Origin of the sequence: Bradyrhizobium sp. CSA112 (assembly GCF_029051645.1) — a bacterium.
In the GTDB taxonomy this organism is placed as follows: domain Bacteria; phylum Pseudomonadota; class Alphaproteobacteria; order Rhizobiales; family Xanthobacteraceae; genus Bradyrhizobium.
In genome coordinates this window covers 1-23,850 of sequence record NZ_JAACFS010000023.1, presented here as the reverse complement: position 1 = coordinate 23,850, position 23,850 = coordinate 1, and the positions used below count along the sequence as shown (strand labels likewise).

Genomic DNA, 23,850 nt, shown 5'->3' with positions numbered 1-23,850 from the left:
ATGCATGATCGTCCCCACGCAGCAAGCGACAAGGCAGTGAGCGACAAGGTGAAGACCTGTTCTGTTCTCGTGGTCGGCGCCGGTCCGGTCGGGCTAACGCTCGCCATGGACCTCGCGCTGCGTGGAATATCCGTCACGACAGTGGAAACGCGCTCGGCCGGCGAGCCGCCGAGCGTGAAGTGCAACCATGTCTCATCGCGTTCGATGGAGATCTTCCGCCGGCTCGGGCTGGCGCAGAAGCTGCGCGACACCGGACTGCCGGCCGACTACCCGAACGATTGCTCTTACCGCACAACAGCAACGGGCATCGAGCTTTCGCGCATCCTGATTCCCTGCCGGCGCGATCGCTATACCGCCACTGGTGGACCCGATACCGACTGGCTGACGGCCGAGCCGCCGCACCGTATCAACCAGATCTACATGGAACCCGTGCTGTTCGCCCACGCCGCTGCTATCGACGGGCTTCAGATTCTAAACCGCACCGCGTTCGAAGACTTCAGCGAAGGCAATGACGGCATCGTTGCGACCGTCCGGAACCTCGATACCGGAACTGCTTCGCAGATTCATGCCGACTTCATCGTCGGCTGCGATGGGGCGCGCTCGCTCGTTCGCAAGGCCATCGATGCGAATTTGCAGGGAACACCGATCATCCAGCGCGTGCAATCGACCTACATACACGCGCCCGGCCTGATCGAGCTTATGGACCGTCCTGCCTGGATGACGCTGTCGCTCAATCCGCGGCGCTGCGGAACGGTGGTCGCGATCGACGGCCGGGAGAAATGGCTGATCCACAACCACCTCAATCGCGAGGACGAGACCTTCGAATCTGTCGATCGCGACACCTCGATCCGTGCCATTCTCGGCGTCGGCCCTGACTTCGAATACGAGGTCCTGAGCAAGGAGGATTGGGTCGGCCGCCGCCTTGTTGCCGACCGGTTTCGCAAGGGGCGTGCGTTCATCTGTGGCGACGCCGCGCATTTGTGGATGCCCTATGCCGGCTACGGGATGAATGCCGGGATCGCTGATGCAACCAACCTCGCCTGGCTGCTGGCCGCCTATCTGCAGGGATGGGCCGACGTCGCCATCCTCGATGCCTATGAAGCCGAGCGCCTTCCGATCACCGAGCAAGTGTCCCGCTTTGCGATGGAGATGGCGGGCAAGGTGTTGAGCCAGCGTCGCACCGTTCCCGATGCGATCGAGCAGCCGGGGCCGGAGGGCGACGCCGTCCGCCAGCAAGTGGGGCAAGCGGCCTATGATTTGAACGTGCAGCAATATTGCTGCGCCGGCCTCAACTTTGGCTATTTCTACGATCGCTCCCCGATCATCGCCTATGACGGCGCCGAGCAGCCGGGTTTTACGATGGCGGAGTTCACGCCGTCCTCGACGCCGGGCTGCCGGCTTCCGTTCGCGACATTGTCCGACGGACGGCCGGTCTATGATGCGCTCGGGCCGGGCTACACCCTGTTGCGATACGACCCGGACATCGCGGTTGAGCCCTTGGCTGAGGCGATGCGCGCCAATGGCGTTCCGTTTGGGATTGTCGACGTCCCCGCCAACGAAGCGCAGCCGCCCGGCGGCCCAAAGCTCATCCTTGCGCGCACCGATCAGCACGTCGCCTGGCGGGGCGACGCCATCCCTGATGATCCCGAGCCGCTGGTCAGGAAGCTGATCGGCCGAGCCGACGGGCCCGCTTCCGCCTGAGGCCAGCGGCGCGATCCCTCATCGCACCGCGAACGGCGCCTGGTAGGGCCGACCGAACGGCACGCCGTTAATCACAGTCTGCACCGGCTTGAGCAGCAGCTTGCCCTCGCGCTTGTTGTTGCGGGTGTCGACGAACGAGGTCTGCCCCTCGACCAACTCCAAGATCGCGACGTCGCCGGGCGCGCCGATCTGCAGCGTGCCGATCTTCGGCGCGCGGTTGATGATCTTGGCCGGCGTCACCGTCGCCGCCGCCACCACCTGCTCCAGCGAAAGGCCGAGCGGGATGAACTTGCTCATGACGTTCGGCAAGTAAGGCATGCCCGGCGAATTGCCGGAGAAGACGTGGATGTCGGAGGAGATCGTATCAGGCGTGCAGCCGCCGGGGATCGCCACCTCCGCCACCGTGAAGTCGAAACTGCCGCCGCCATGGCCGACATCGAACATCACGCCGCGCTGCTTGGCGGCGAGCGCCGCCGGCAACAGTTTTCCATCCTGCACGATGTTGGTGAAGGCGCCGGCGATGTTCGGGGCGCCGGAATAGGCGTGCGTCAACACGTCCCCCGGCCGCAGCAGGTTGAGAATCTCAGACATCAGTTCCTTGGTCTCGACGCCGCCGATATGCACCATCATCTTGGCCGGCCAGCCGCACATTTCGCAGGCCTTGATCGAACGCTTCAGCGGCTCCAGGCCGTGCTTGGCGATCACGTTCTCCGACATCCGGACCTTCACACCGAGCAGGAAATCCGGATTTTCGGCCAGCGCCATCGCGCAGGCTTCCACCTGCGCGTAATCGATGTTGTAGAGTTCGGCGACCGGGAATCCGGACAGGCCGTTGTTGGCGATATGGACGAAGGCGTAAATCCGCGCCCGCGATTGCGCGACGATGTAACGGCGCAGCGCAGCGAGATTGTGGACGCCGGCATCGCCCGCCGACACCACCGTGGTGGTCGCCTGCGCCTGCACCAGTTCGTCCGCGGGAATGCCGATCGCCGAGCCGTAGGGATAGACGTGGGAATGCAGATCGATCAGGCCGGGCGTCACCAGCTTGCCCGAGGCGTCGATGGTCTTTGCGGCGCGCGCGGCCGGAATCTCGTTCTCGACCGCCTCGATCACGCCCCAGCGAATGCCGATGTCGCGCTTGCCCCTAAGCGACTGGCTGGGATCCAGCACATCGCCGCCCTTGATCACGAGGTCGAACTTGTCATTCGGCCCCATCGCGGCGTTGACAGGTCCCGACATGGCTGCGACCGCGGCCGAGCCGGTCAGACCCAGAAAATGACGGCGTGAAACCCCGCTCATGGCAACACTCCCCCCTGTGATTTTTATGGCGCGATGATGCGCCCGGCACCGGCGTTCCGCAAGCAGGGCGTCCATCGTCCCACGCAAAGCCAATCGTGGTGCCGACGATCCATGAGTGGGCAGACCGACGCGTTTTGATCCACCGGCGGCTACATCCACGTAGGATGGGTGGAGCGAAGCGATACCCATCGCCCACAAGCGCTGGCGTTGGTGGGTATCGCTTCGCTCCACCCATCCTACGAATCTATCCAAAGGTCGAACGGCCGACGCAGCGCGACGCACGCATCTGAACAAGCGTTCAGAATTCTCTTGAGGTTCCGCGGGAACGTTCCCCGCAATCCAATGTTTTGTCTTCGCTCAATTGAGGAGAATTGGAATGAAGAAGCTTGGATACGCTATCGCCGCGCTTGGCGCGATCATCATCGCGGCGCCGTCGATTGCGAGCGCCGAGACCGTCGTGATCAAGCGTGGCGGTTATCACGGCCATCACCACGGCTACGGCGCGCGTGCCGAATTCCGAGGGCACCGCGGCCGCGGCTACCATCGCGGATGGCGGCATGGTCATCGCGACAAGGTCGTGATCATCAAGAAGCATCGCTACTGAGGCACCGGGGCCTCGAACGGAACGAGGTCTCAAACGGAAAATGGCTCCTTGCGGAGCCATCTTCTTTGTTGCGAGCGCCTTCTCAGTAACGCGCCGTTCGAAAAACCTCAGCTATAGATCTCGAACAGTCCTGCGCCGCCCTGGCCGCCACCGATGCACATCGTGACGACGCCCCACTTGGCCTTGCGCCGACGACCTTCCTGCAGGATGTGGCCGGTGAGACGCGCACCGGTCATGCCGAAGGGGTGGCCGATCGCGATCGAGCCGCCATTGACATTGTACTTCTCGGGATCGATGCCGAGCTTGTCGCGCGAATAGAGGCACTGGCTGGCGAAGGCTTCGTTGAGCTCCCAGAGATCGATGTCGTCGACCTTCAGGCCGTGGCGCTTCAACAGTTTCGGCACGGCATAGATCGGGCCGATGCCCATCTCGTCCGGCTCGCAGCCCGCGGCCGCCCAGGCGACGAAGCGGCCCATCGGATTGAGGCCGCGCTTCTCGGCGTCCTTGGCTTCCATCAGAACGACCGCCGCAGCACCGTCCGAGAGCTGGCTGGCGTTGCCGGCGGTGACGTACTTGCCGGGGCCCTTGACCGGCTCGAGCTTGGCGAGGCCTTCCATGGTGGTCTCGGGGCGGTTGCACTCGTCGCGATCGACGGTGTAGTCGACGATGCTTTCCGCCTTGGTCGCTTTGTCGACCACCTTCATCTTGGTCTTCATCGGGACGATTTCGTCCTTGAACTTGTTGGCCTGCTGGGCGGCCGCCATGCGGCGCTGCGATTCCAGCGAGTATTCGTCCTGATACTCACGGCTGACCTTGTAGCGCTCGGCGACGATATCGGCGGTGTCGATCATCGCCATGAAGATGTCGGGCGCGGCCTTGAGCAAATCAGGATCGATCGATTCCTTGGGCGAGCCGCCGCCGGGGATCGAGATGCTCTCGACGCCGCCGGCCACGATGCAATCCGCGCCGTCAGAGCGGATCGAGTTGGCGGCCATCGCGATGGTCTGCAGGCCGGAGGAGCAGAACCGGTTGACGGAGACGCCGGCCGTCGATTTCGGCAGGCCCGCGAGCAGCGCGGCCTGGCGGCCGATATTGGGAGCGCCATGCGCGCAATTTCCGAGATAGCAGTCCTCGACATACTCCTTCTCGACCCCGGCGCGCTCGACGGCGTGCTTGATGGCGTGAGCCGCCATCGACATCGGCGGCGTGATGTTGAACCCGCCGCGGCCGGACTTTGCCAGCCCCGTACGTGCATAGGAAACGATGACAGCTTCACGCATTTGAAAGACCTCCCTTTGATGCGATCCAGTATGGACTGGAGCCGCGCCCGTGTGTAGCGAAAACCCGAATTCCGGCCCGCGGAAAAGAATTGCCCCGCAGCCCGGCCCGGAGCGGGGATTTGCACAACGCCCGTCCTTCGGCAAGGCCGTGGTGGCGTTCCCGCTTTTGCAGCGGCGCGACGCGACGCGCGACGAAAGACGCATGGACGAGCTATTTCACTGAGCGAAATTGACCGCTATTGAAATCACCCGCGTGCAAGGCGCGGAGCAATCAGGACCAGGTCAGGGGTGCGATGGTAAGGGCGTTGCGACAATGGCTGGAAAACCATGAATTGCCCGCGATCATCGCCGCTGTGCTCGGCGTGGTCGTGACGCTCTCAGTACTGCTGGTGGTGGGCGGTTATCTCGAGGTGACGCCCTGAGCCAATTTGTGGCGCACTGTTCGACAATCGCAGTTCGCAGCACGAGGTTTGAGCAGTCCCTCCCCGGCCCACTGCTTCACTTGCCTCATTTTCCGGTTCCGGCCGTAGCAAGAATGGGTGCCCAGCGTGCGATCTCGGATCGAACAAAGCGATCGAAGGCAGCCGGGCTGCGTTCGTCCTTTGCCGGTATCGAGCCACCGAGTTGGGCAATCCGCTCGCGCACGACGTCCTCATCAAGCGCTCGCTCAAGCGCGTCGGAAAGCCTGGCGATGATTTCGGACGAAACGCCCTTCGGCGCAAACAATCCTGCCCAGACGCTCATCTCGTAGTTGATGCCGGCCTCCCTGGCCGTCGGAACATTGGGCAGCGTATCGAGGCGTTTCGCGGCAGAGACCGCGAACGCCTTGACCGAGCCGGCCAGAACCGACTCCGCCACGCTGACCGACTGCTCGCACATGAAATCGACGTGCCCCCCGACCAGATCATTCAATGCCGGTCCTGAACCACGATAGGCAACAAGCGCCGGCTTCGCGCCGATTTCCGCCGTGAACAGCAGACACGCCATATGCGAGGACGCACCGATGCCGCCATGGGCCTGCTTCACCGCGTCACCGCGTTGCCGGAGGGCTGCGACGAATTCCTTCAGGTCCTTGGCCGGGAAATCCTTCCGCGCGATAATGGTTGCCGGGGAGTGGGCGGTGAAGCCGATCGGCACGAAGTCGGCAACGGGATCGTATTTCAGGTTGGGCGTCAGCACCGGCGCTGCGACATGCGAGCCCATCGCCGCGGCAAGCAGGGTGTAGCCGTCGGGTGCAGCCGCCGCGACGCGCGCGCTGCCGACCGTGCCGCCGGCGCCGCTGACGTTCTCGATAACGATGGATTGCCCGAGGGTCTTCGACATCTGGTTGGTAACGATGCGCGCAACGACGTCGCTTGCGCCTCCGGGAGGGAACGGCACGACCACCGTGATCGCTCTGGAGGGGTAGTCCTGCGCGCCTACCTTCCCCGCGATGCCGACCAATACCATTGCAATCGCGAAAGCTTTCCAGATCCCCATGCCAGGTTTCATAACGCGGCTCCTGTCCGTGCTGCTGCGCGCTCACATTTTTCGCACACCGTTCAATATTTCCGCAACCTCGACCCCACGTCCTTCAATCGCCGAGAGAATGCCGGCGCGCACTACTGCGAGCGATCTCGTCGCTTCCTCGCCCCCGACTTCGTGCTGGCGCTGCCCGCGCGCTGCCGCAGCAAATTCCTCGAGTTCCTCGACCAGGGTATCGTTGCTCGCGCATGGCACCACGACTGGCTGGCTTTCACCACGCCTCAGCAGTCGGAGCCCGTTGTGCAGATCGTAGTAGGCCGTCTGGTCCTTGCCGTAGACATTCATTAGGTAGTACTCGGACGCCGAGGCGTAGCTTGCGTTCAGCGTCGAAAGTGCGCCGTTCTCATGCTGCAGGATCAGGCTCGCGACATCCGGGTTGTCGCCGGGCAGCACCAGTTGCACCGACTGTGCGGACACTGCATGGATCGGCCCGATCAGGTACGCGAGCACGTCGATGTAATGGATTCCGATCTGCAGCATCACGCCGCCCGGCATGTCCGCGGCCTGGTAGCGCCAGGAGGTGAGATCGACCTTTCCGAGTCGGTCGCGGCTGATGTTCGCCTCGGCGTTAACGAGCTTGCCGAAGCGACCGGCATCGATCTCTTGCCTAATGTAGCGGAAATGGCTCTCGCGCCGCCGCTGATAGCCGAGCGCCAGGACGACGCCGGCCCGGCGACAGGCCTCGGTGATGGCGCGGCCGTCCGAGATGCTGTTGGCGATCGGCTTGTCCAGAAAGACGTGCTTGCCCGCTGCCGCGGCAGCGCAGGTCGTCGCCAGATGCACATCGTTCGGCGTCGTGTTGATGATCGCCTCGATCTCGGCATCGGCGAGTATCGCCTCAAAGCTCGCGGCCGGCCGGCAGCGATATTTTGCCGCGAAATTCCTGCGCTTTTCGTCGGACCGGGTGTAGCAGCTACGGATCTCGAGCTTGCCCGAGCGCTGGATGGCATCCGCCAGAACGTCGGACCACCATCCCATCCCGATACAGGCCACGCGGAGCGGATCGGCACTCATCACTTTGCCCTCTCCAAAACTCTCTTCCCGAGGCCGAGTTGGTGGCTCCGGCCCCTGCTATGTCATTCCCAATCCGCGCCGATCGACTCGACGGCCATCCTGGCGACCCGCAAATCGGTCTCCCAATCACCACCGCTCGGCGACAAACATGGCAACGCTCCGATCGGGAGGGACAGGTGAATTGTGCGCCACCGCAACGCCTCCTTCAAGAAACAATACGCAACTTCCAGATGCTGTTATGCGCGCTACCCGTTAGCAAGGCGACGAAACCTATCCAGACTATGAGGCGCGAACATGGAGGGATTCCGTGCCGACGGTCTCCCAATCGAACACGTTAGATATGCTGCGCCATGATCTGGCCGGGCCGCGCATCCTGGCGGGGCTCGATATCGACCGACCAGAGGTCGCGGTTGTCGACGTCTTTCAACGTCACGGTCATCACTTCGGTCTTGCCGTCGATATCGACGCGGCCGAAAAACTGCATGCCGTAACAGGGGGCGAGGTTCTCGCCGCTGCAGCCCTTCTGGAACATCACTTTGGGGCCGAACGTATTGTCGAGCGGGGCCGGCGCCCAGGTGCCGGCATGCAGCGGGCCGGAGACGAATTCCCAGAACGGTTCGAAATCCTGAAAGGCCGCGCGATTCGGATCGTATTGATGCGCAGCCGTGTAATGCATGTCGGCGGTCAGCCACACCGTGTTGCGGATGCCGGCGCGCTTCATGAACGACAACAGGTCGGCAATCTCGTGCTCGCGCCGCTCCGGCGGACCGTCGCCGAGCGCAATAGCGTCCTCGCTGATGAGCCCGATCGGCATATCGGCGGCGATCACTTTCCAGGTGGCATCGGAAGCCACCAGTTCGCGCTTCAGCCACGCCAGTTGCGCAGCGCCCAGAATGCAGGTGTCGCCGTGGTCGTCGCGCTTATTCCAGGTGGAATCGCGGTAGCTGCGCATGTCGATCATGAAGACGTCGAGCAGCGGGCCGTAAGCGATCTTGCGATAGATGCGGCCGTCCTCCTGCGCGGGTGCCGCGCGCATCGGCATGAATTCATGGAACGCGCGGCGCGCCCGCGCCACCAGGTGCGAAGTCCCGTCCTCGGCGTAGCCGGTCTCGTCGGCCGTGCCGATCGGCGCCCAGTCGTTGGTGACCTCATGATCGTCCCATTGCGCGAACAACGGAACGGCGGCATGGAAGGCGCGAAAGCTTTCGTCGAGCCAATTGTATTTGTAGTTGCCGCGGTACTGGGCGAGGCTGCAGGCGACGACGGACTTTTCTTCGGTAACGATGTTCCGCCAGACGCCGCCATCGGGCAGCTTCAACTCCCGCTCCACCGGGCAATCCGCATAGATGTGATCGCCGGAATGGATGAAGAAGTCCGGACGGTTGTCGAGCATGGTGCGGTAAGTCCGCATGCCGCCGCGGCTTTCGTCGATGCCCCAACCCTGGCCCGTTGTGTCGCCTGACCACGCGAACGATATCGAACTTCGCGACGTCGGGGCGGTGCGGAAGTGCCCGAGCTGCGTCTCGCCGGCGAGCCCCTGCCCGTCGATGCTTTCAAACCGCACGCGATAGAAAATGTCCTGCCCGGGCGGCAGGCCGTCGAGCAGCACCTTTGAGGTGAAATCGCTGTCCGGCAAGGCGTCGGCGGTCGCCGAGCCGATGACGGTATTGAAGCTCTCGAGCGTCGAACACTCGACCTGCATGCGGGCGGCGCGATCGGCGCGTGCCCAGATCACCGCGGAGTCGGCCGAGACGTCGCCCGATTGAATGCCGCTCGTGATGAGCGGCCGATCCGCGGCGCGGCTGAGGTAGGGTCTGGCGAGACTGCCGAGACCGGCGACGGCACATGTTGCGGCGGAGCGGACCAACAATTGACGCCGGTTCAAGCTTTGCCCGGCGCGTATCGCAATCGGCATCGAAGCACCCTCGTCGAATCACGACGAAGGTGTGCCTGTAGAGTTTGACTCTACGTCTAAGGTTTTACGACAGGTGGATGACGCGGCGGAATCGCAGAGCCGTAGGATGGGTGGAGCGCAGCGATACCCATCAATTCCGCGCAGCCAGCGGGGCCTCGTGGTTCTCCCGGCGATGCGTAGCATCGTCCGGAGACGGCGCTGCGCGCCTCCTCACCATGAGGGTTGATGGTTGCCGCGCAACGAGAACGTCAGCGCTGCCAGTCGCAGATGCCGCCGGACCTGCACGGCCAGGTCTGGATCCGCGTGTCGCGCGCCTGCGCGTCGAGCGGATTGGTAGGGCGACGCGCAAGTTTGGCGCGGACCGCAGCGCGCGGCTTCTCCACACGCTCCTGCACGACGCGGGGCTTGCGCTCGGCGGGCCTCGGAACCACGTTCCGCTCGGCAGCCTTAGGCACAACCACGCGCTCCGTCTTCACCGGCTTGCGGTCGGTTCTGGCTTCGATCCGCACCGGCGCGAATTGCGTCGGCGGGCCGAGCCGCTTCGGCGAAAGCAGGGCCTCGGGGAGATCGAGACCAAGGATCTCGCCTGCACGGTATTCATCCGCTAGCGCGGTGCCCCCCGACATCAGGAACCCCGTGCAAAGTACTGCCGCAATAGCGCCTTTCAGGACCATCGCAGGCCTCCTGAAATCAACCAAAGGTTTGAAGAACGATCCTCATGTAGGAAGGCGGCCGGACAATTCCAGCCGGTTCCGCCCTCAGGGTTGCTGGTGAGTGATCCCGGCCGTGAAGAACTTCACGAGCCGGATGAACTCCCTCTATTCGGCTGCCTGCGCCACTTCCTGGCCAATCGCGGCTTCCAGCCGCACACACTCCGCGCGGTATTTCGCGACATTGGCTTCCTTGATGTGGCCGTAGCCGCGAACGAGTTCCGCGGATTTTGCCAGCGCTACCAGACGTGGCCAGTCATGCGGCTTCGCCTTGTCGAGATGGCGGAAGATCATCGCGGAATATTCACCCGGCAAGGCGCGCTCCATCCGCCGCTCGGCCGTGTAGCCGAACGGATCGAATGCGGTGCCGCGCAGGAACTTGAACCGCGTCAAGAGTTCGAAGGCGCGGAAGATCCAGGAGCCGAACTCGCGCTTGCGCAGATGCCCGGTCGCCCTGTCGCGGGAAGCAAGCAGCGGCGGTGCGAGGCTGACTTTGACGCCGGGGCCGCCGTCGAACTGCTCCTTCAGCGTTTTCGCAAACTCGCCGTCGGAATAAAGCCGGGCGACTTCGTACGGCGGCGCTTCTCCGCCGCGCACGTCTGGTCGTAGATCAGGACGGTGAGACCTTTGACCTCGCGCAGCTCCTTCTGTACCGCGTCGAGTTCGCGGCGGTGATGGATGGTCGCGCCTGATGGGAAATAGTTCGACGGATACTTTTCCGGATCGTCGGAGACGATGGCGAGGCGCTTGGCGCCTTCCGCCGAAACCTGGTGCGCGATCTGCGACACCGTCAGTCCGCCCTCGGCCGGCTGGCCGCCGGTCATCGCCACCGCATCGTTGTAGAGGATCTTGTAGGTGATGTTGACGCCGGAAGCTGCCGCCGCGCGGATCGCCAACAGCCCGGAATGGGTATAAGTGCCGTCGCCGAGATTTTGGAACACGTGCTGTTCGCTGGTGAATGGTGCCTGCCCGATCCAGGTGACGCCTTCCGCACCCATATGCGAGATCGTCTGTGTCCGGCGGTTCGGCACAGACAGCGCCATGCCGTGACAGCCGATGCCGGCCATCGCGCGGCTGCCCTCGGGGATCTTGGTCGAGGTGTTGTGCGGACAGCCCGAACAGAAATACGGCGTCCGCTGCAGTTTTGCCGCACCAATGCCCTCCGCCGGCCGATCGAACGCTTCGAGCTTGGCGAGGCGCTGTTCCAGCGCCGGGCTGCGATGGCCGAGCCTGCGCAGCCGCGCGACAATGGCCGCCGAGACCATGGTCGGTGTCAACTCACCTTCGCTCGGCAACAGCGGCGCGCCGCTCTCGTCGCGCTTGCCAACTACGGAGGGCCGCTTGGAGGCATCGACGTTGTAGAGAATGCGCAGGAGCTGGTCCTCGATGAAGCCGCGCTTTTCCTCGACGACGAGCACGTCCTGCAAGCCTTCCGCGAACGCCTTTGCTCCGGATTCCTCCAGCGGCCAGGTCAGCGCCACCTTGTAGATGCGCAAGCCCAGCACCTGCGCCTCGGCGTCTGATATGCCGAGATCGGCCAGCGCCTGCCGGACGTCGAGATAGGCCTTGCCGGTCGCCATGATGCCAAGCCGCGCCGGCTTTGAATCCAGCACGATGCGATCGAAGCGATTGACGCGCGTGAACGCCGCGACCGCCTGCATCTTCGGTCCGTGCAGCCGCCGCTCCTGCTCCAGCGGTCCATCCGGCCAGCGGATCGAAAGCCCGCCCGGCGGCATTTCGAAATCATCGGGCAACATGATCTTGATGCGATCGGGATCGCTGACGATCGAGGCCGAGCTTTCAACAGTTTCGGAAATCGCCTTGAAGCCGACCCAGCAACTTGAGTAGCGCGACAGCGCAAAGCCCAAGATGCCGAGATCGAGGTAATCCTGCAGCGTTGCCGGGTTGACCACCGGCATCAGCGCCGCGGCGAACACCTGCTCGCTCTGATGGGCCAGTGTCGAGGACTGGCAGCCATGGTCATCGCCGGCCAGCGCAATCACGCCGCCATTCGGCGAGGTGCCTGCCGAATTGGCGTGCTTCAGCGCGTCGACGGAACGATCGACGCCGGGCCCCTTGCCGTACCAGATGCCAAATACGCCATCGACCTTGGCGCCGGGAAACATGCCGACCTGCTGGCTGCCCCACACCGCCGTTGCCGCCAGGTCCTCGTTGAGGCCGGGGGAGAACTCAATGTCATGCTGCTTGAGGAAGGTCTTCGCGCGCCACAGCGCGTGGTCGTACATGCCGAGCGGCGAGCCGCGGTATCCGGAGATAAAACCCGCAGTGTTGAGTCCTGCAGCGCGGTCGCGTTCGCGCTGCAACATGGGAAGGCGGACCAGCGCCTGCGTACCGGAAAGAAAAATCCGCTTCGCATCCAGACGGTATTTGTCGTCCAGACCCACTTCCATCAACGCCATTCGTCCGCTCCCCGTCGCGCGTTCCGCCGGTTGTTTGAACCGGTCTAATTGGGAACAGAATGCACTGATTTTGCTATGCGTGCCCAGCGTGGATTCATGGCCGCAGGACATATCTCACCATCTTGCGGATCAGCCGGCCTCTTGCCGAAGCCCGTCTTCTTTGAAACGCTTGGGAGTAAAGGGAGACACCAGGGATGACAGAACCGGCGTTCAGGACCGAGATACTGGAGAGCGGCAATCTGCTCGTTGGGCCGTGGCGGAGCCCGAAGCAGATGCTTCACGCGCAGGTCTACGACTCCCACGCCTCGATCCACGACGATGCGACCGCGCAGAAGCTCGGGTTTCAGGGCGGCACCATCGAGGGCCCGACCCATTTCAGCCAGTTTGCGCCGCTATGCGAACGAATCTGGGGCCAGGATTGGTTCGAGACCGGCTGCCTCTCCGCGCATTACCGCAATCCCGCCTTCGAGGGCGAGGAAGTCCAGGCCAACATCGAAAGGCCCAAGCCCGGCCAGACAACTTGCGCGATCGGCATGACCAAGCGCGACGGCACCGAGATTTTGCGCGGCACCGCGTCGGTTGGCGGCGACGGATCTGAGACTGCGCTGGCGCGGCGGCTCGGCGAACTGAAGCCGCTCGCCGATCCCGTCATTCTCGCCGACCTCAAGGTCGGCATGAAGACACCCCGCCAGACCGTGAAGATGGATTTCGACCAGCACATGGGCGATCTCTATCCGTTTTCGCTTGAGCAGAAGCTGAAGGTCATCACCGAACCTTCGGCGTATTATTCGCAGGAGCTCAACCCCTGGGGCCGGGCGATCATCCCGTTCGAGATGCTGAGCGTGCTGTTTCAATACCGCGCGCGCGAGGACCGGCTGCCGGTGCGCGGGCCCGCCGTCGGGCTGTTTGCGGATCAGGAAATCCGCCTGCTGCGCGGCCCGCTATTCGTCGGTGAGGGCTACACCACCGAGCGCGAGGTCGTTGCGCTGAGCGGCAGCCGCCGCACCGAGAGCGTGTGGATACGCACCACCGTGTTCGGCGCCGACGACACACCGGTTGCAACCATGCTCTTGAACATGGCGAGCATCAAGGATTCCTACGCCAATTACGAGCGGGAGCACAAAGCGCTCTACGGCTAGCTGAGCTAGATCCGCCATCGCCAACAAGGACAACAACAAAATGGCCCGCCTGCCCTATCTCGAAGCCGACCAGGTCGCCCCCGAATATCGCGACATGCTCAAGCGCAACGGCTGCGCGTGCTGGCGACGATGAAGATCGACAACGAACCCCATTATAAAGAGGTACTGAGACAGTACCCGATCCCGGGAGTGGAGTGAGATGCGCCTGAAAGATCGTGTCGCCGTCGTCGTCGGCGCCGGCCAAAGCCCCGGCGAGGGCATCGGCAACGGCCGCGCCACAGCGCTCACTTTTGCGCGCGAAGGCGCGAAGGTCTTGTGCGTCGATCATAATCTGGGCTCGGCGCAGGAGACCGTCGATATGATCGCCGCCAGCGGCGGCACCGCGACGGCGTTCAAGGCCGACGTCACCAAAAATGCCGACCTCAAGGCGATGGTAGAGGATGCGAAAGGTCGCTGGGGTCGCATCGACGTGCTGCACAACAATGTCGGCGTCAGCCTTTCCGGCGGCGACGCCGAGTTGCTCGAGATCTCAGAGGAAGCGTTCGACCGCTGCGTAGCGATCAACCTGAAGAGCTGCGTCTGGGCCGCCAAGCACGTGATCCCGATCATGCGGGCGCAAAACAGCGGCGCGATCATCAACATCTCCTCAATGGCCGCGATCACGACCTATCCCTATGTGGCCTACAAGGCGACCAAGTCGGCGATGATCGCCTTCACCGAACAGCTCGCCTATCAGAACGCGCAATACGGCATCCGCGCCAACGTCATCCTGCCCGGGCTGATGAACACGCCGATGGCCGTCGATACCCGTGCGCGCGAGTTCAAAAAAAGCCGCGCCGAAGTCGAGGCCGAACGCGACGCAAAAGTTCCGCTGCGGCAGAAGATGGGCACCGGCTGGGACGTCGCCAACGCTGCGCTGTTTCTCGCCTCGGACGAAGCGAGTTTTGTTACCGGCGTGACGCTGCCGGTCGATGGCGGCGCGAGTGTGCGGCGGGGATAGTCCTAGACTGTAGGGTGGGCAAAGGCGCACCGCGCCGTGCCCACCATTCTCTCGGCACCAAAAAGATGGTGGGCACGCTTCGCTTTGCCCACCCTACGGCAGCTCAACCCTTATGGTGAGGAGGCGCTTTAGCGCCGTCTCCGGACGATGCTTCGCATCGCCGGGAGAACCATGCGGCCCTGCTGGTGCCATTCATCCTTCGAGACTGCGCTTACGCGCCTCCTCAGGATGAGGTCTGACAGAACACGCGCAGCACAAACCGCATTCCTCCCATCCGCAAATTTACCTTTGGTTAGTAACTTTCTCTTAAGGGTTGCGGCGATTGGGCGGTCTTTTTGACGCGTCCCTGCTCACGCGACCTGCGCCGGCGTTGTTTGTTTTTGGCTGCCCGCGTGATTCGACAAAATCGATTGATTCCAATGACACGATGATGTGACAGCGCATCGTCGCTTGTCGAAATACCGACTCGTTGCGGTCGCACGAATTTCATGTGCGCTCGCTATGAGGCGCCACAAGAATTGTGGGAAGCCGAGGTACCATGAACGAAGAATTCGACTACGAGCTGACGCCGGCACAGTGGGAAACGCTGAAGGCATTGCGGACGCCAGCTTCACGGCTGCCGCGCATGAGCCGCTTCACGATCGACGGCCTCATCGCGCTCGAACTTGCCGTGATGAACGGCGATGTGCCGGTTATCACAGCGAAGGGACGCAAGGTGCTGATTCGCGGCTCATCGCTGCTGTTGCAGGACCTGGCGGCTTGATTCTTGGTTCCGTGTCCCGGACGCGGTGCAGCGCCTCTTGGCGATGCACCACAGAGCCGGGACCCATATGGCGGACATGGACCCCGGCTCAGCAGCGCATCACTTCGTGCTGCGCAGCATCCGGGGAACGCACCTCACACAGGCTTTTCGCCGTCCGTCACCGGCGAGGTGATCACCAAAAACACCAGATCGACCAACCCCGAATTCGAGATCGCATGTTCGACGCCGGGCGGCAGGAAGATGAAATCGTGCTTGCGCACCACATGGTTCTTGCCTGCGATCTCCATCAGCCCCTCGCCTTCGAGCACGTGATAGATCTGTTCCTGCACGAGATGCTTGTGGCGCGCGACATGCGCCATCGGCTGATACATCGAAATGCGGTAGTCGATGTGACGGGACCCTGCGGTCTCCGGCATCACCAGCGGTTTCGACAGCGCGCCGCCGAAATGATTGGGGAACTCGCGCCACGGCACTTCAGCGATGTTGCGGATGAAGGCGCCGTTATTTTCTGAAGCCATGATGGCCTCCTCTGCCGTCAGGTCACCAGCGCACCGCCATCGATATAAACGATCGATGAAGAAGATTTTGTGGCTGTGACACTCACCGCCGCCATTGCGCCACCGCACATACCCCGCGGCCTATCCACGTCATTGCGAGCGCAGCGAAGCAATCCACATTTCGGCTCGGGGATAGATGGATTGCTTGTCATCGGGCGCGCATTCGCGACCAGTTGGCCCGCAATGACGCTGGGCGCGATGTCGGCAGCTTCACGAAAGCAGCGACGTTTCCTCCGGCCGTGTGCGCGCGATGATTTCGGCGGCGCCCTTGTCGAGCAGGTCGAGACCGACGGCGCGGCCGAGTTCGCGGGGCCGGTCCGCGGAGCCACGCTGCGAGACCTCGATGAAGCGGTCGCCGGCTTCATCGAGCACAGCAGCCGTCAGCGTCATCTCGCCGCCTGCGAGCGTGGCATGGCCGGCGATCGGCGAATTGCAATGGCCGTTCAACACCCACAGCACCTCGCGCTCGGCCTCGGCGCAAAGCCGTGACGAGGCATCCTCGATCCTGGCGAGGCGCCCGCGGGTGAGCCAATCCTTCTCGACGCATTCGACCGCGACGATGCCCTGCCCCACTGCCGGCAGCATCTCGCGAACCGAAAAGTCATGGACGATACGTGAAGCCATTCCGATGCGCTCGAGCCCCGATCGCGCCATCACCAGCGCGTCCGCCGGGCCGACCTTGCCGCCTTTGGGAAGCCGCTGCTTGTCGCCGCGATCGAGTTTTGCGACGCGGGTATCAGCCGCGCCGCGAAAATGAATCACGGTCGCCTCGGGAAACAGGCGGCGCAGATAGGCTGCACGGCGCACCGCATTGGTGCCGATCTTGAAGCCCCTGCCCTTCGATGCGCGGAAATCCTCCAGCGAGACGCCGGGACGCAACACCAGCGCGTCGTTGGCGGCGTCGCGCGGCAGGGTGGCCGCGATGATCAGGCCAGGCGTCTCCTCGTTGCCGGGAACGTCCTTGAGCGAATGCATCGCCGCCTGCAATTCGCCGCCGCGCATGGCTTCGCGAATTTCGGCGACGAAGGCGCCGCCCTTGCCGCCGTGGCGCAGCAGTTTGCTGGTCTGGTCCTGATCGCCGCGGGTTTCGAACTTGACGATTTCGACGTCGAGCGTGGGATCGGCGGCGCGGAGCAGCCGCGCGATCGCTTCCGTCTGCGCCAGCGCCATCACGCTCTTGCGCGTGCCGATCTTCAAGGTCTGTCCCGACACAAGGTCTCCGTTCGAAGGCGATCAAGCTGTTGTTTCGTGCGTAGGGGGATAGAGCAAGCGACCCACCAGAACAACTCCTTGGGTAACGGCGGGCCGTTTGTTCTGGAGTGCCCATTGTGCACCGCAACGGCCTGTTTCGCCAGGTTTTTAACCTCCGATCTCGGCTTTGTCCGCCGCCACCACCGCGACGCCGTCCGCCGCCTTCACCCCGCTCCCCCGCGGCAAGACAAACAAGGGATTGATCTCCGCCTCCAGCAGGTTTGTCCCGATCGAAGATACCATGCTCGAAAATGCAAGCATGGCGTCGATAAGGGCCTCGACATCCGCAACCGGGCGGCCGCGAAAGCCGCTCAGCAGTGGGGCGGACTTCAACTCGCCGATCATTTCCTCAGCATCCTTTCGCGAAAGCGGCGCCAGCCTCACGACGGTGTCCTTGTAAAGTTCAGCGGCGATGCCGCCCATGCCCAACAGGATCGAAGGCCCAAGCTGATTGTCATGCTTGAGGCCCAGGATCAGTTCGATCGCGCCGGTCACCAGTTCCTGGACCAGAAATCCTTCCGCCTTTCGATTCGTCGCCAACGAGAATGTTTCCGCCATCCGCGTGCAAGTGGCCGCGACATCGCTGGAAGAGATGTTGACTGCAACTCCGCCGACATCGGATTTGTGAAGCACGTCGCGTGAAAGCGCCTTGATGACGACGTTGCTCTGGAAGTGTGCCGCTGCAGACGCGGCTTCCTCGGGCGTGGCGGCACAGATCTCACGGGTGACCGGAACGCCGAATTTCGCAAATAGCGCCTTGCTCTCATACTCATTGAGAGGACCGGGACGCAGCATGCGCCGGATGTCGGCCCCGACGGCCACGGGCATGGCCGGATCGCCGGTTTGCGGGGAGGTCTTTCGGTGCATGCGCCACATTGCGGAAAATGCCGCGGCGCAGGCCTCAGGCGCGGCGAAGGTTGGTATGCCCGCGAGATTGAGATGCTTGACCGCGTGCGGCGCGTGGGGGCTGGCAAATACCACAACGGGCTTGTCGGTCCCGACGAAACAATCACGCAACGGTGCGCCGACAGTCTCCGGTTCCGTGATCGAAGACGAACCCAAAATGACGGCAACTGCATCGTAGGAAGGACTTTCGAGCACGCTGTCGAGCACATCTCGAAAGTACTCGGATTTCACGCCCGCGAGCGTAACGTCGATGGGGTTTCTATCCAGCACGGCATCGGGAATATTCAGAGCCTTCAGGCGCCCAGCCGTCATGGGGTCTGGTGCCGGGGTTTCGAACCCCGCCAGGCCGGCTGCATCAGCGACCAAGCTCGCCGCGCCGCCAGTTGATGTTACCACGGCGACGCGGCGGCCTTTCAATCGGCGCCCAGAACTCAGCGCGAGCGGGATATCGAGCAGATCAGAGAAGTACAGTGCTCTGATGATGCCGAGTTGCCTGAACAATGCATCGTAGACGACATCCGATCCCGCCAACGCTCCGGTATGCGAACTTGCCGACTGGATACCAGACTCCGATCGTCCGACTTTGAAGACGACAATTGGCTTGCCAGCTTCCGCTGCCCGCAGTGCCGCCTGCCGAAACTGCATCGGCTTGCGAAGGCCCTCCAGATAGAGCGCAATCACTTTCGTGGCGGGATCATCGACCAGGTAGTTGATCAGATCGGACACGTCGATGTCTGATTCGTTGCCCGTCGCGACCAGTTTGGAAAACCCGATACCCTGGGCCTCAGCTCTCGACAGCAGCGATCCGAGGATTCCCCCGCTTTGGGAAACCAGCGCGATGGACCCGGGCACGAGTTGGTTGATCTGGAGGGCCGCGCTCGCGGAGAGGGCGATGCCGTCGGTGACATTGACGAGGCCGATCGTATTCGGTCCAAGAAGCCGCATATTGCCGGCTGCGCTTTTCAGACGTTGCTGTCGCGCCATTCCTTCCGCGCCGCTTTCACCGAATCCGCCGGCAAGAACGACCGCCGCCCCCGTTCCAATGGCTCCCAGATCCTTCACCGCGTCGAGAACACGGCTGGAGCCGATCAGGACTATCGCGACATCGGGAGCATGCGGCAGCGACCGGATATCCGGAAAACACGGATAGCGTCCAATCGATTGATAGCGCGGATTGACCGGGAAGACCTCATGCCCGTAGCCATACTTCTCCAGAAAGGCCAGCGGACGGCCGGTCAGTTTGCCGGCATCGGCTGAAGCGCCGACAATCGCCACGCTCTTCGGTCGGATCAAACGTTCCAGCGAATCCATATCGCCCCCTAGCGCGCGGATTTGTCGAGGAATGCCGCGACGGATTCCCGGTGTTCGGACGTCGTGTAGCAGATGGCCTGGGCTTCCCGGCCGAGCGCAAAGACCTGCTCTTCCGCAGTTTCAAATGTGCGGTCCACGATACTCTTGGTTAGAGCGATCGCTGCGATAGAACCCCGACTGAGATCGCGCGCCCATGCTGCGGCGTCATGCACGAGCGTCGCAGCCGGACGCACGCGATCCGCCAGTCCAATCGCGAGAGCTTCGGTTGAACTCACGGTGCGGCCGGTGAAGATCATCTCTTTCGCGCGCGACAAACCTACCCGACGCGGCAAGAAGTACATTCCTCCACCATCGGAAACCAATCCACGACGAACAAAACTCATGCTGAACACGGCATCTTCCGAGGCCACGATGAAATCGCACGCGAGCGCGATATCGCATCCGAGACCCGCCGCAGCGCCGTTCACGGCGGCGACAGTCACCTTTCCCATGCCGTGAAGCGCCGCAACGCTCCTGTGAGTCTGCTGCTGCCGCCGCCAGCCGTTGAATGCCACCTTTCCGGACGGCGCCTGCAGCCGATCGCGCATGCCGGAAATGTCGCCCCCCGAACAGAACGACTTGCCATTTCCGGTCAAAACGACGGCGCGCACGGCCTCGTCGTTACCTGCTCGATCGAGTGCGGCGATGAACTGAGCGCGCATCTCGTCATTGATGGCGTTGCGCACATCCGGCCTGTTTAACCTCACGATCGCGACTGAATCCTCAACTGACAACTCGACCAGGCTCGTCATGGTTACCTCTCAAACCGGTGAAGGAATCTAGTACGCTCGCGGCGCGGCGTGACTTCGTCAAAGCGCAGGGATGTGGGCCAAGATTGCGGAGCGCTATTCCACCTTGATATTCGCGTTCTTGATCAGCTTGCGCCATCGGGCTTCCTCATCCTGAACATAGCGATCGAGTTCTTCGGGGGAGCCGCCGACCGTGATCAGGCCTTCGTTGCTCTCGAGCCGTTTGAAAGCTGCGGACTGAATGGCCTTGGCGACGGCCTTGTTTAGACGCTCGATGATCGGCGCGGGCGTCTTGGCCGGCGCGTACAATCCGTACCAACTCTCAGCGGCGTAGCCTGGCAGCCCGCTTTCGGCGACCGTCGGCAAATCGGGGAACGCGGGCGAGCGCTCGGCAGTCGTGACGGCCAGTGCTCGGAGTTGCCCAGCTCCGACAAGCGAGGCTGCGCTTGCCACCGTGGTGAAAATGACATCGATCTGGCCGCCCAGGAGATCGGTGATCGCCGGCGCAGCGCCCCTGTAAGACACCGTTGTCAGGTTCACATTCGCCATCGATTTGAACAGCTCCCCCGCCAAATGGGCCGAAGTTCCCGTCCCGAACGTGCCGTAGTTGAGCTTCGCAGGGTTAGCCTTGGCTTCCGCGATCAGGTCGGGGATCGATTTGATCTTCGATGCCGGATTCACCACGACGATGTTGAGGGATCGCGCGATCAGCGAGACCGCCGCGAAATCCTTGTGCGGATCAAATGGAAGCTTGTCGTTCAAACTCGGATTGACCGCATGGGAGAAGCTTGCCAGCAGCAGCGTGTAGCCATCAGGCTCGCTGGCGGCGACAGTCTTCGTTCCGATGATGGTGCCGGCCCCCGGCTTGTTTTCGATGATGACCGACTTGCCCAGATCCGACGAGATTTCTTGAGCCAGCGTTCGCGCGATGACGTCGGTACCGCCGCCGGATGCGAAGGGAACCACGATCTTGATGATCTTGGCGGGGTATTCGGCTCGAACCGGGGTGGCGGCCAATGCCGCTACCAGCGATAAAGCGGCAAGACTGATCTGCAGGCCCCGGCGTGCTGCGGGTCCTGAAGGACGGGTGACATTGCTCTTCTGCATGCGTACCTCCCTTTGGCTGTTGTTCGAGCATTTTGAAAATGCCTTCTGTCACGGCGGCTTCCTGCTTATCCGGGCCGCGCTATGCGGTAGCACATGCAAGCCCGCGTTCCTTGGGCCCATTTCCACCTAGTGGAATTGGCGGCCGGGCGGTTTGACGTCCGCGACGCGGCTGAGTTGGTCCAAGAGCGGTGGCCGCTTGCGTCCTGCCTTGTATTCCGCCTATCCATTAGACGAGCCGAGGAGGAGCCACGGATGAACTCTGCTGACGGCAATCGTTCGTTGCAGAGGGGCGTCGAGATCTTGCGGGCGTTCCGGCAGGGAATCGATGTTCTCGGAAATGGAGAGATCGCGGAGCGAACCGGGATTCCGCGAGCGACGGTCAGCCGGCTCACTCGCACGCTTGTCCAAGCCGGCATGCTGGACGATGTTCGCAGCGAACGCGCCTACAGGCTGGCCGCGGCGGTGATCAGCTTCGGGCACGCGATGCGTATGAGCTCGCCAATCCTCAACGCCTTGGGCCCGATGATGCGCGTTGAATCCATGCGGCGGAAGATGAATGTTGGATTGGCCACCGCGGACCGCTCAATGATGGTGTATCTGGAATCGGTCCGCTTCAACCCGCGCGTAGCGCTACGCAATGTCGTTGCGGGGCAGCAGGTGCCGATGGAATCGACCTCGCTCGGGCGCGCCTATCTGGCGGGCATAACCGAACAAGAACGAGCCAAACTATTTGCGACCTTCAAGCGGCGCGGTGCCGGCGCAACGCAGAACTTGCTCGCCGAGGTGCAAAGATCGATCCGATCCGTCAAGCGCGATGGTTATTGCGCCGCCTCGTGGCAGCGCGGCGTTCTGGCTGTTGCGACACCAATCATCGTCAAGGGTCTGCCAGTGTACGCGCTTAATATGAGCACGCAGAATGTGCAACCCACCTCACGGCTGTCCGCCGAGATGGGTGCCTATCTCCTGGCGTTTGCAAAGAGGTGCAATGAGGCACTCGCCGGCAAATAAGAGTGTTGCGCGTTCAAGGCCCACTTACCGATGGTCTGCCATTCCGAAAACGCCGATTGTGCAGCGCACCAAACTCCATAAGGTGCCACCTGAAAAAGGATTTTTCGTTGTCCGATACCAGTGCCGATGCCTTGGCCGCTTCAGGCCACCGCCCGATGGGCTTCCCCGAATTCGTCATCGTGATCGCCTCCATCATGGCGCTCAATCCGCTTGCGATGGACATGATGCTGCCGGCGCTGCCGAACATCGCATCCGCCTTCCACATCACCTCAGCCAACCGGCCGCAGATGGTGCTGTCGATCTTTCTGGTCGGCTTCGGCGTTGGCCAGTTCGTGATGGGCCCGCTGTCCGACCGGTTCGGGCGGCGGCCGGTCCTGCTCGGCGGCATGGCCGTCTATTGTATCGCCAGCCTGCTTGCGATCGCGGCTCCTTCTTTTGAAACCTTGCTGCTGGCGCGCGCGCTGCAGGGCCTCTGCACTTCGGCTACGCGCGTGATTGCGACCTCGATCGTCCGCGACTGCTACGCCGGCCGGCGTATGGCGAGCGTGATGTCGCTGGCGATGATGGTGTTCATTGCCGTGCCGGTCATCGCCCCCGCATTCGGCCAGGCCGTGCTGATGCTGACGCAATGGCGCGGCATCTTCATCGTGCTGATGCTGTATGGCGTGGTGGCGCTGGTTTGGAGTGCGCTGCGCATGCCGGAGACGCTGCCTGTCGCCAACCGCAGGTCGCTCGCGGTTCGCGCGGTGTTCGATGCGTTCCGCCAGACCGTGACCAATCGCCAGACGCTGGGTTATGCGCTGGCGGCCGGCGGCGTATTGGGTTCGCTGTTCGCCTTCGTATTCATCTCGCAGCAGGTGTTCACCGGCATCTACCAGCTCGGACATTATTTTCCGGTTGCGTTTGCCGGCGTCGCCGTCGGAACCGCGATCGCCGGGTTCGTCAATTCCCGCCTCGTCGGCCGCCTCGGCATGCGCGTGCTCTCCCACAGCGCGCTGGTCGGCTTCGTGGTCATCGCCGCGACCATGCTGGTGGCGGCGAAGATGCAGATGCTGCCCCTGCCACTGTTCATGGTGCTTTCGGTATCGATGATGTTTGCGTTCGGGTTGATGATCGCCAATTTCACCGCGCTCGCCATGGAGCCGCAGGGCCATATCGCCGGCACCGCTGCGTCGCTGTACGGCTCGATCACCACCCTGCTCGCCATCGGCATCGGCGCCACCATCGGCCAGGATTACGACGGCACCCTGGTGCCGTTCGCGACCGGCTTCTTGCTCTGCACGCTGGCCGCGCTCGCCGTGGTGCTGGTGGTGGAGAAAGGCCGGCTGTTCCGACCGCATGGCGTGAAGGTGTGACCGCCCCATCTGCGTTCGGGCCGACGCAGCGAGGCAATTTGTGCCCTAATCCAACGGCATGGCTGAAATTCGTAGATGGGGTAACGGGCCCGGTCTGCCCTCCAAGCAAGCCGCGCTTGCTACGGCGCTGTTGAATGCGCGCTTCGCGCGGCTTGCTTGGAAGGCGGGCGGTCGTCCCTCACATGGATGGTGTTACGG

General features: G+C 62.9%; 21 protein-coding genes. 8 read left to right on the top strand and 13 right to left on the bottom strand.

Features of this window, described 5'->3' with window-relative positions:
• Positions 1–1,701 carry an FAD-dependent oxidoreductase gene (locus GWE18_RS28450; protein WP_275189022.1) on the top strand — a complete coding sequence of 567 codons (1,701 nt, stop codon included), beginning with the start codon at positions 1–3 and terminating at the stop codon, positions 1,699–1,701.
• A gap of 18 nt (positions 1,702–1,719) precedes the next feature.
• On the opposite strand, the gene GWE18_RS28445 is transcribed toward GWE18_RS28450, so the two are convergent.
• Positions 1,720–3,000, bottom strand: coding sequence for an amidohydrolase/deacetylase family metallohydrolase (locus tag GWE18_RS28445; RefSeq protein WP_275189021.1), 1,281 nt, complete (start codon positions 2,998–3,000; stop codon positions 1,720–1,722).
• A 376-nt stretch (positions 3,001–3,376) separates the two neighbouring features.
• On the opposite strand from GWE18_RS28445, the gene GWE18_RS28440 reads away from it, so the two are divergent.
• Positions 3,377–3,604: a hypothetical protein gene (locus tag GWE18_RS28440; protein WP_275189019.1), complete on the top strand. Its 228-nt coding sequence runs from the start codon at positions 3,377–3,379 to the stop codon at positions 3,602–3,604.
• Between the two features lie 107 nt (positions 3,605–3,711).
• Here GWE18_RS28440 and GWE18_RS28435 read toward each other — a convergent pair whose 3' ends face one another.
• Positions 3,712–4,884, bottom strand: a complete 1,173-nt coding sequence (locus GWE18_RS28435; protein ID WP_275189018.1) for an acetyl-CoA C-acyltransferase — start codon at positions 4,882–4,884, stop codon at positions 3,712–3,714.
• A 239-nt stretch (positions 4,885–5,123) separates the two neighbouring features.
• On the opposite strand from GWE18_RS28435, the gene GWE18_RS28430 reads away from it, so the two are divergent.
• The gene (locus GWE18_RS28430) at positions 5,124–5,306 is read left to right on the top strand and encodes a hypothetical protein (protein WP_275189017.1); all 183 of its coding nucleotides are present in this window, start codon (positions 5,124–5,126) and stop codon (positions 5,304–5,306) included.
• Between the two features lie 85 nt (positions 5,307–5,391).
• Here GWE18_RS28430 and GWE18_RS28425 read toward each other — a convergent pair whose 3' ends face one another.
• The 6 genes from GWE18_RS28425 to GWE18_RS28400 all read right to left on the bottom strand — a co-directional run bounded on the left by GWE18_RS28425 (position 5,392) and on the right by GWE18_RS28400 (position 12,467).
• The gene (locus tag GWE18_RS28425) at positions 5,392–6,375 is read right to left on the bottom strand and encodes a tripartite tricarboxylate transporter substrate-binding protein (RefSeq protein ID WP_275189016.1); all 984 of its coding nucleotides are present in this window, start codon (positions 6,373–6,375) and stop codon (positions 5,392–5,394) included.
• A 30-nt stretch (positions 6,376–6,405) separates the two neighbouring features.
• The gene (locus GWE18_RS28420) at positions 6,406–7,422 is read right to left on the bottom strand and encodes a Gfo/Idh/MocA family oxidoreductase (protein ID WP_275189015.1); all 1,017 of its coding nucleotides are present in this window, start codon (positions 7,420–7,422) and stop codon (positions 6,406–6,408) included.
• Positions 7,423–7,756: 334 nt separating this feature from the next.
• Complete coding sequence (locus GWE18_RS28415; protein ID WP_275189014.1) at positions 7,757–9,337, bottom strand: alkaline phosphatase D family protein; 1,581 nt, start codon at positions 9,335–9,337, stop codon at positions 7,757–7,759.
• A 248-nt stretch (positions 9,338–9,585) separates the two neighbouring features.
• Entirely contained in the window at positions 9,586–10,011 is a 426-nt protein-coding gene (locus tag GWE18_RS28410) for a hypothetical protein (protein ID WP_275189013.1), read from the bottom strand.
• Positions 10,012–10,155: 144 nt separating this feature from the next.
• Complete coding sequence (locus GWE18_RS28405) at positions 10,156–10,644, bottom strand: DUF6537 domain-containing protein (protein ID WP_275189012.1); 489 nt, start codon at positions 10,642–10,644, stop codon at positions 10,156–10,158.
• Positions 10,572–12,467 (bottom strand): indolepyruvate ferredoxin oxidoreductase family protein, encoded by a 1,896-nt coding sequence (locus GWE18_RS28400; protein WP_275189011.1) that lies wholly within the window; start codon positions 12,465–12,467, stop codon positions 10,572–10,574. The genes GWE18_RS28405 and GWE18_RS28400 overlap by 73 nt, the downstream gene beginning before the upstream one ends.
• Before the next feature lie 194 nt (positions 12,468–12,661).
• On the opposite strand from GWE18_RS28400, the gene GWE18_RS28395 reads away from it, so the two are divergent.
• The 3 genes from GWE18_RS28395 to GWE18_RS28385 all read left to right on the top strand — a co-directional run bounded on the left by GWE18_RS28395 (position 12,662) and on the right by GWE18_RS28385 (position 15,369).
• Positions 12,662–13,606 carry a hypothetical protein gene (locus tag GWE18_RS28395; protein WP_275189010.1) on the top strand — a complete coding sequence of 315 codons (945 nt, stop codon included), beginning with the start codon at positions 12,662–12,664 and terminating at the stop codon, positions 13,604–13,606.
• A gap of 199 nt (positions 13,607–13,805) precedes the next feature.
• The gene (locus GWE18_RS28390) at positions 13,806–14,606 is read left to right on the top strand and encodes an SDR family NAD(P)-dependent oxidoreductase (protein WP_275189008.1); all 801 of its coding nucleotides are present in this window, start codon (positions 13,806–13,808) and stop codon (positions 14,604–14,606) included.
• 538 nt (positions 14,607–15,144) lie between these two features.
• Entirely contained in the window at positions 15,145–15,369 is a 225-nt protein-coding gene (locus GWE18_RS28385) for a hypothetical protein (RefSeq protein ID WP_275189007.1), read from the top strand.
• 134 nt (positions 15,370–15,503) lie between these two features.
• Here GWE18_RS28385 and GWE18_RS28380 read toward each other — a convergent pair whose 3' ends face one another.
• The 5 genes from GWE18_RS28380 to GWE18_RS28360 all read right to left on the bottom strand — a co-directional run bounded on the left by GWE18_RS28380 (position 15,504) and on the right by GWE18_RS28360 (position 21,289).
• Positions 15,504–15,887: a cupin domain-containing protein gene (locus GWE18_RS28380; protein ID WP_275189006.1), complete on the bottom strand. Its 384-nt coding sequence runs from the start codon at positions 15,885–15,887 to the stop codon at positions 15,504–15,506.
• Positions 15,888–16,136: 249 nt separating this feature from the next.
• A complete protein-coding gene (gene hemC / locus GWE18_RS28375) occupies positions 16,137–17,138 on the bottom strand; it encodes a hydroxymethylbilane synthase (protein WP_275189004.1) in 1,002 nt (333 codons plus the stop codon).
• Positions 17,139–17,285: 147 nt separating this feature from the next.
• Positions 17,286–19,394: an acetate--CoA ligase family protein gene (locus tag GWE18_RS28370; RefSeq protein ID WP_275189003.1), complete on the bottom strand. Its 2,109-nt coding sequence runs from the start codon at positions 19,392–19,394 to the stop codon at positions 17,286–17,288.
• 8 nt (positions 19,395–19,402) lie between these two features.
• Positions 19,403–20,185: an enoyl-CoA hydratase/isomerase family protein gene (locus GWE18_RS28365; RefSeq protein ID WP_275189002.1), complete on the bottom strand. Its 783-nt coding sequence runs from the start codon at positions 20,183–20,185 to the stop codon at positions 19,403–19,405.
• 93 nt (positions 20,186–20,278) lie between these two features.
• The gene (locus GWE18_RS28360; protein ID WP_275189001.1) at positions 20,279–21,289 is read right to left on the bottom strand and encodes a tripartite tricarboxylate transporter substrate binding protein; all 1,011 of its coding nucleotides are present in this window, start codon (positions 21,287–21,289) and stop codon (positions 20,279–20,281) included.
• Between the two features lie 252 nt (positions 21,290–21,541).
• Between GWE18_RS28360 and GWE18_RS28355 the strand changes: the two genes are divergently transcribed.
• Both GWE18_RS28355 and GWE18_RS28350 read left to right on the top strand, forming a co-directional pair.
• Positions 21,542–22,297 carry a helix-turn-helix domain-containing protein gene (locus GWE18_RS28355; protein WP_275189000.1) on the top strand — a complete coding sequence of 252 codons (756 nt, stop codon included), beginning with the start codon at positions 21,542–21,544 and terminating at the stop codon, positions 22,295–22,297.
• Between the two features lie 107 nt (positions 22,298–22,404).
• Positions 22,405–23,652, top strand: a complete 1,248-nt coding sequence (locus GWE18_RS28350; RefSeq protein ID WP_275188999.1) for a multidrug effflux MFS transporter — start codon at positions 22,405–22,407, stop codon at positions 23,650–23,652.
• Positions 23,653–23,850: the final 198 nt, after the last annotated feature.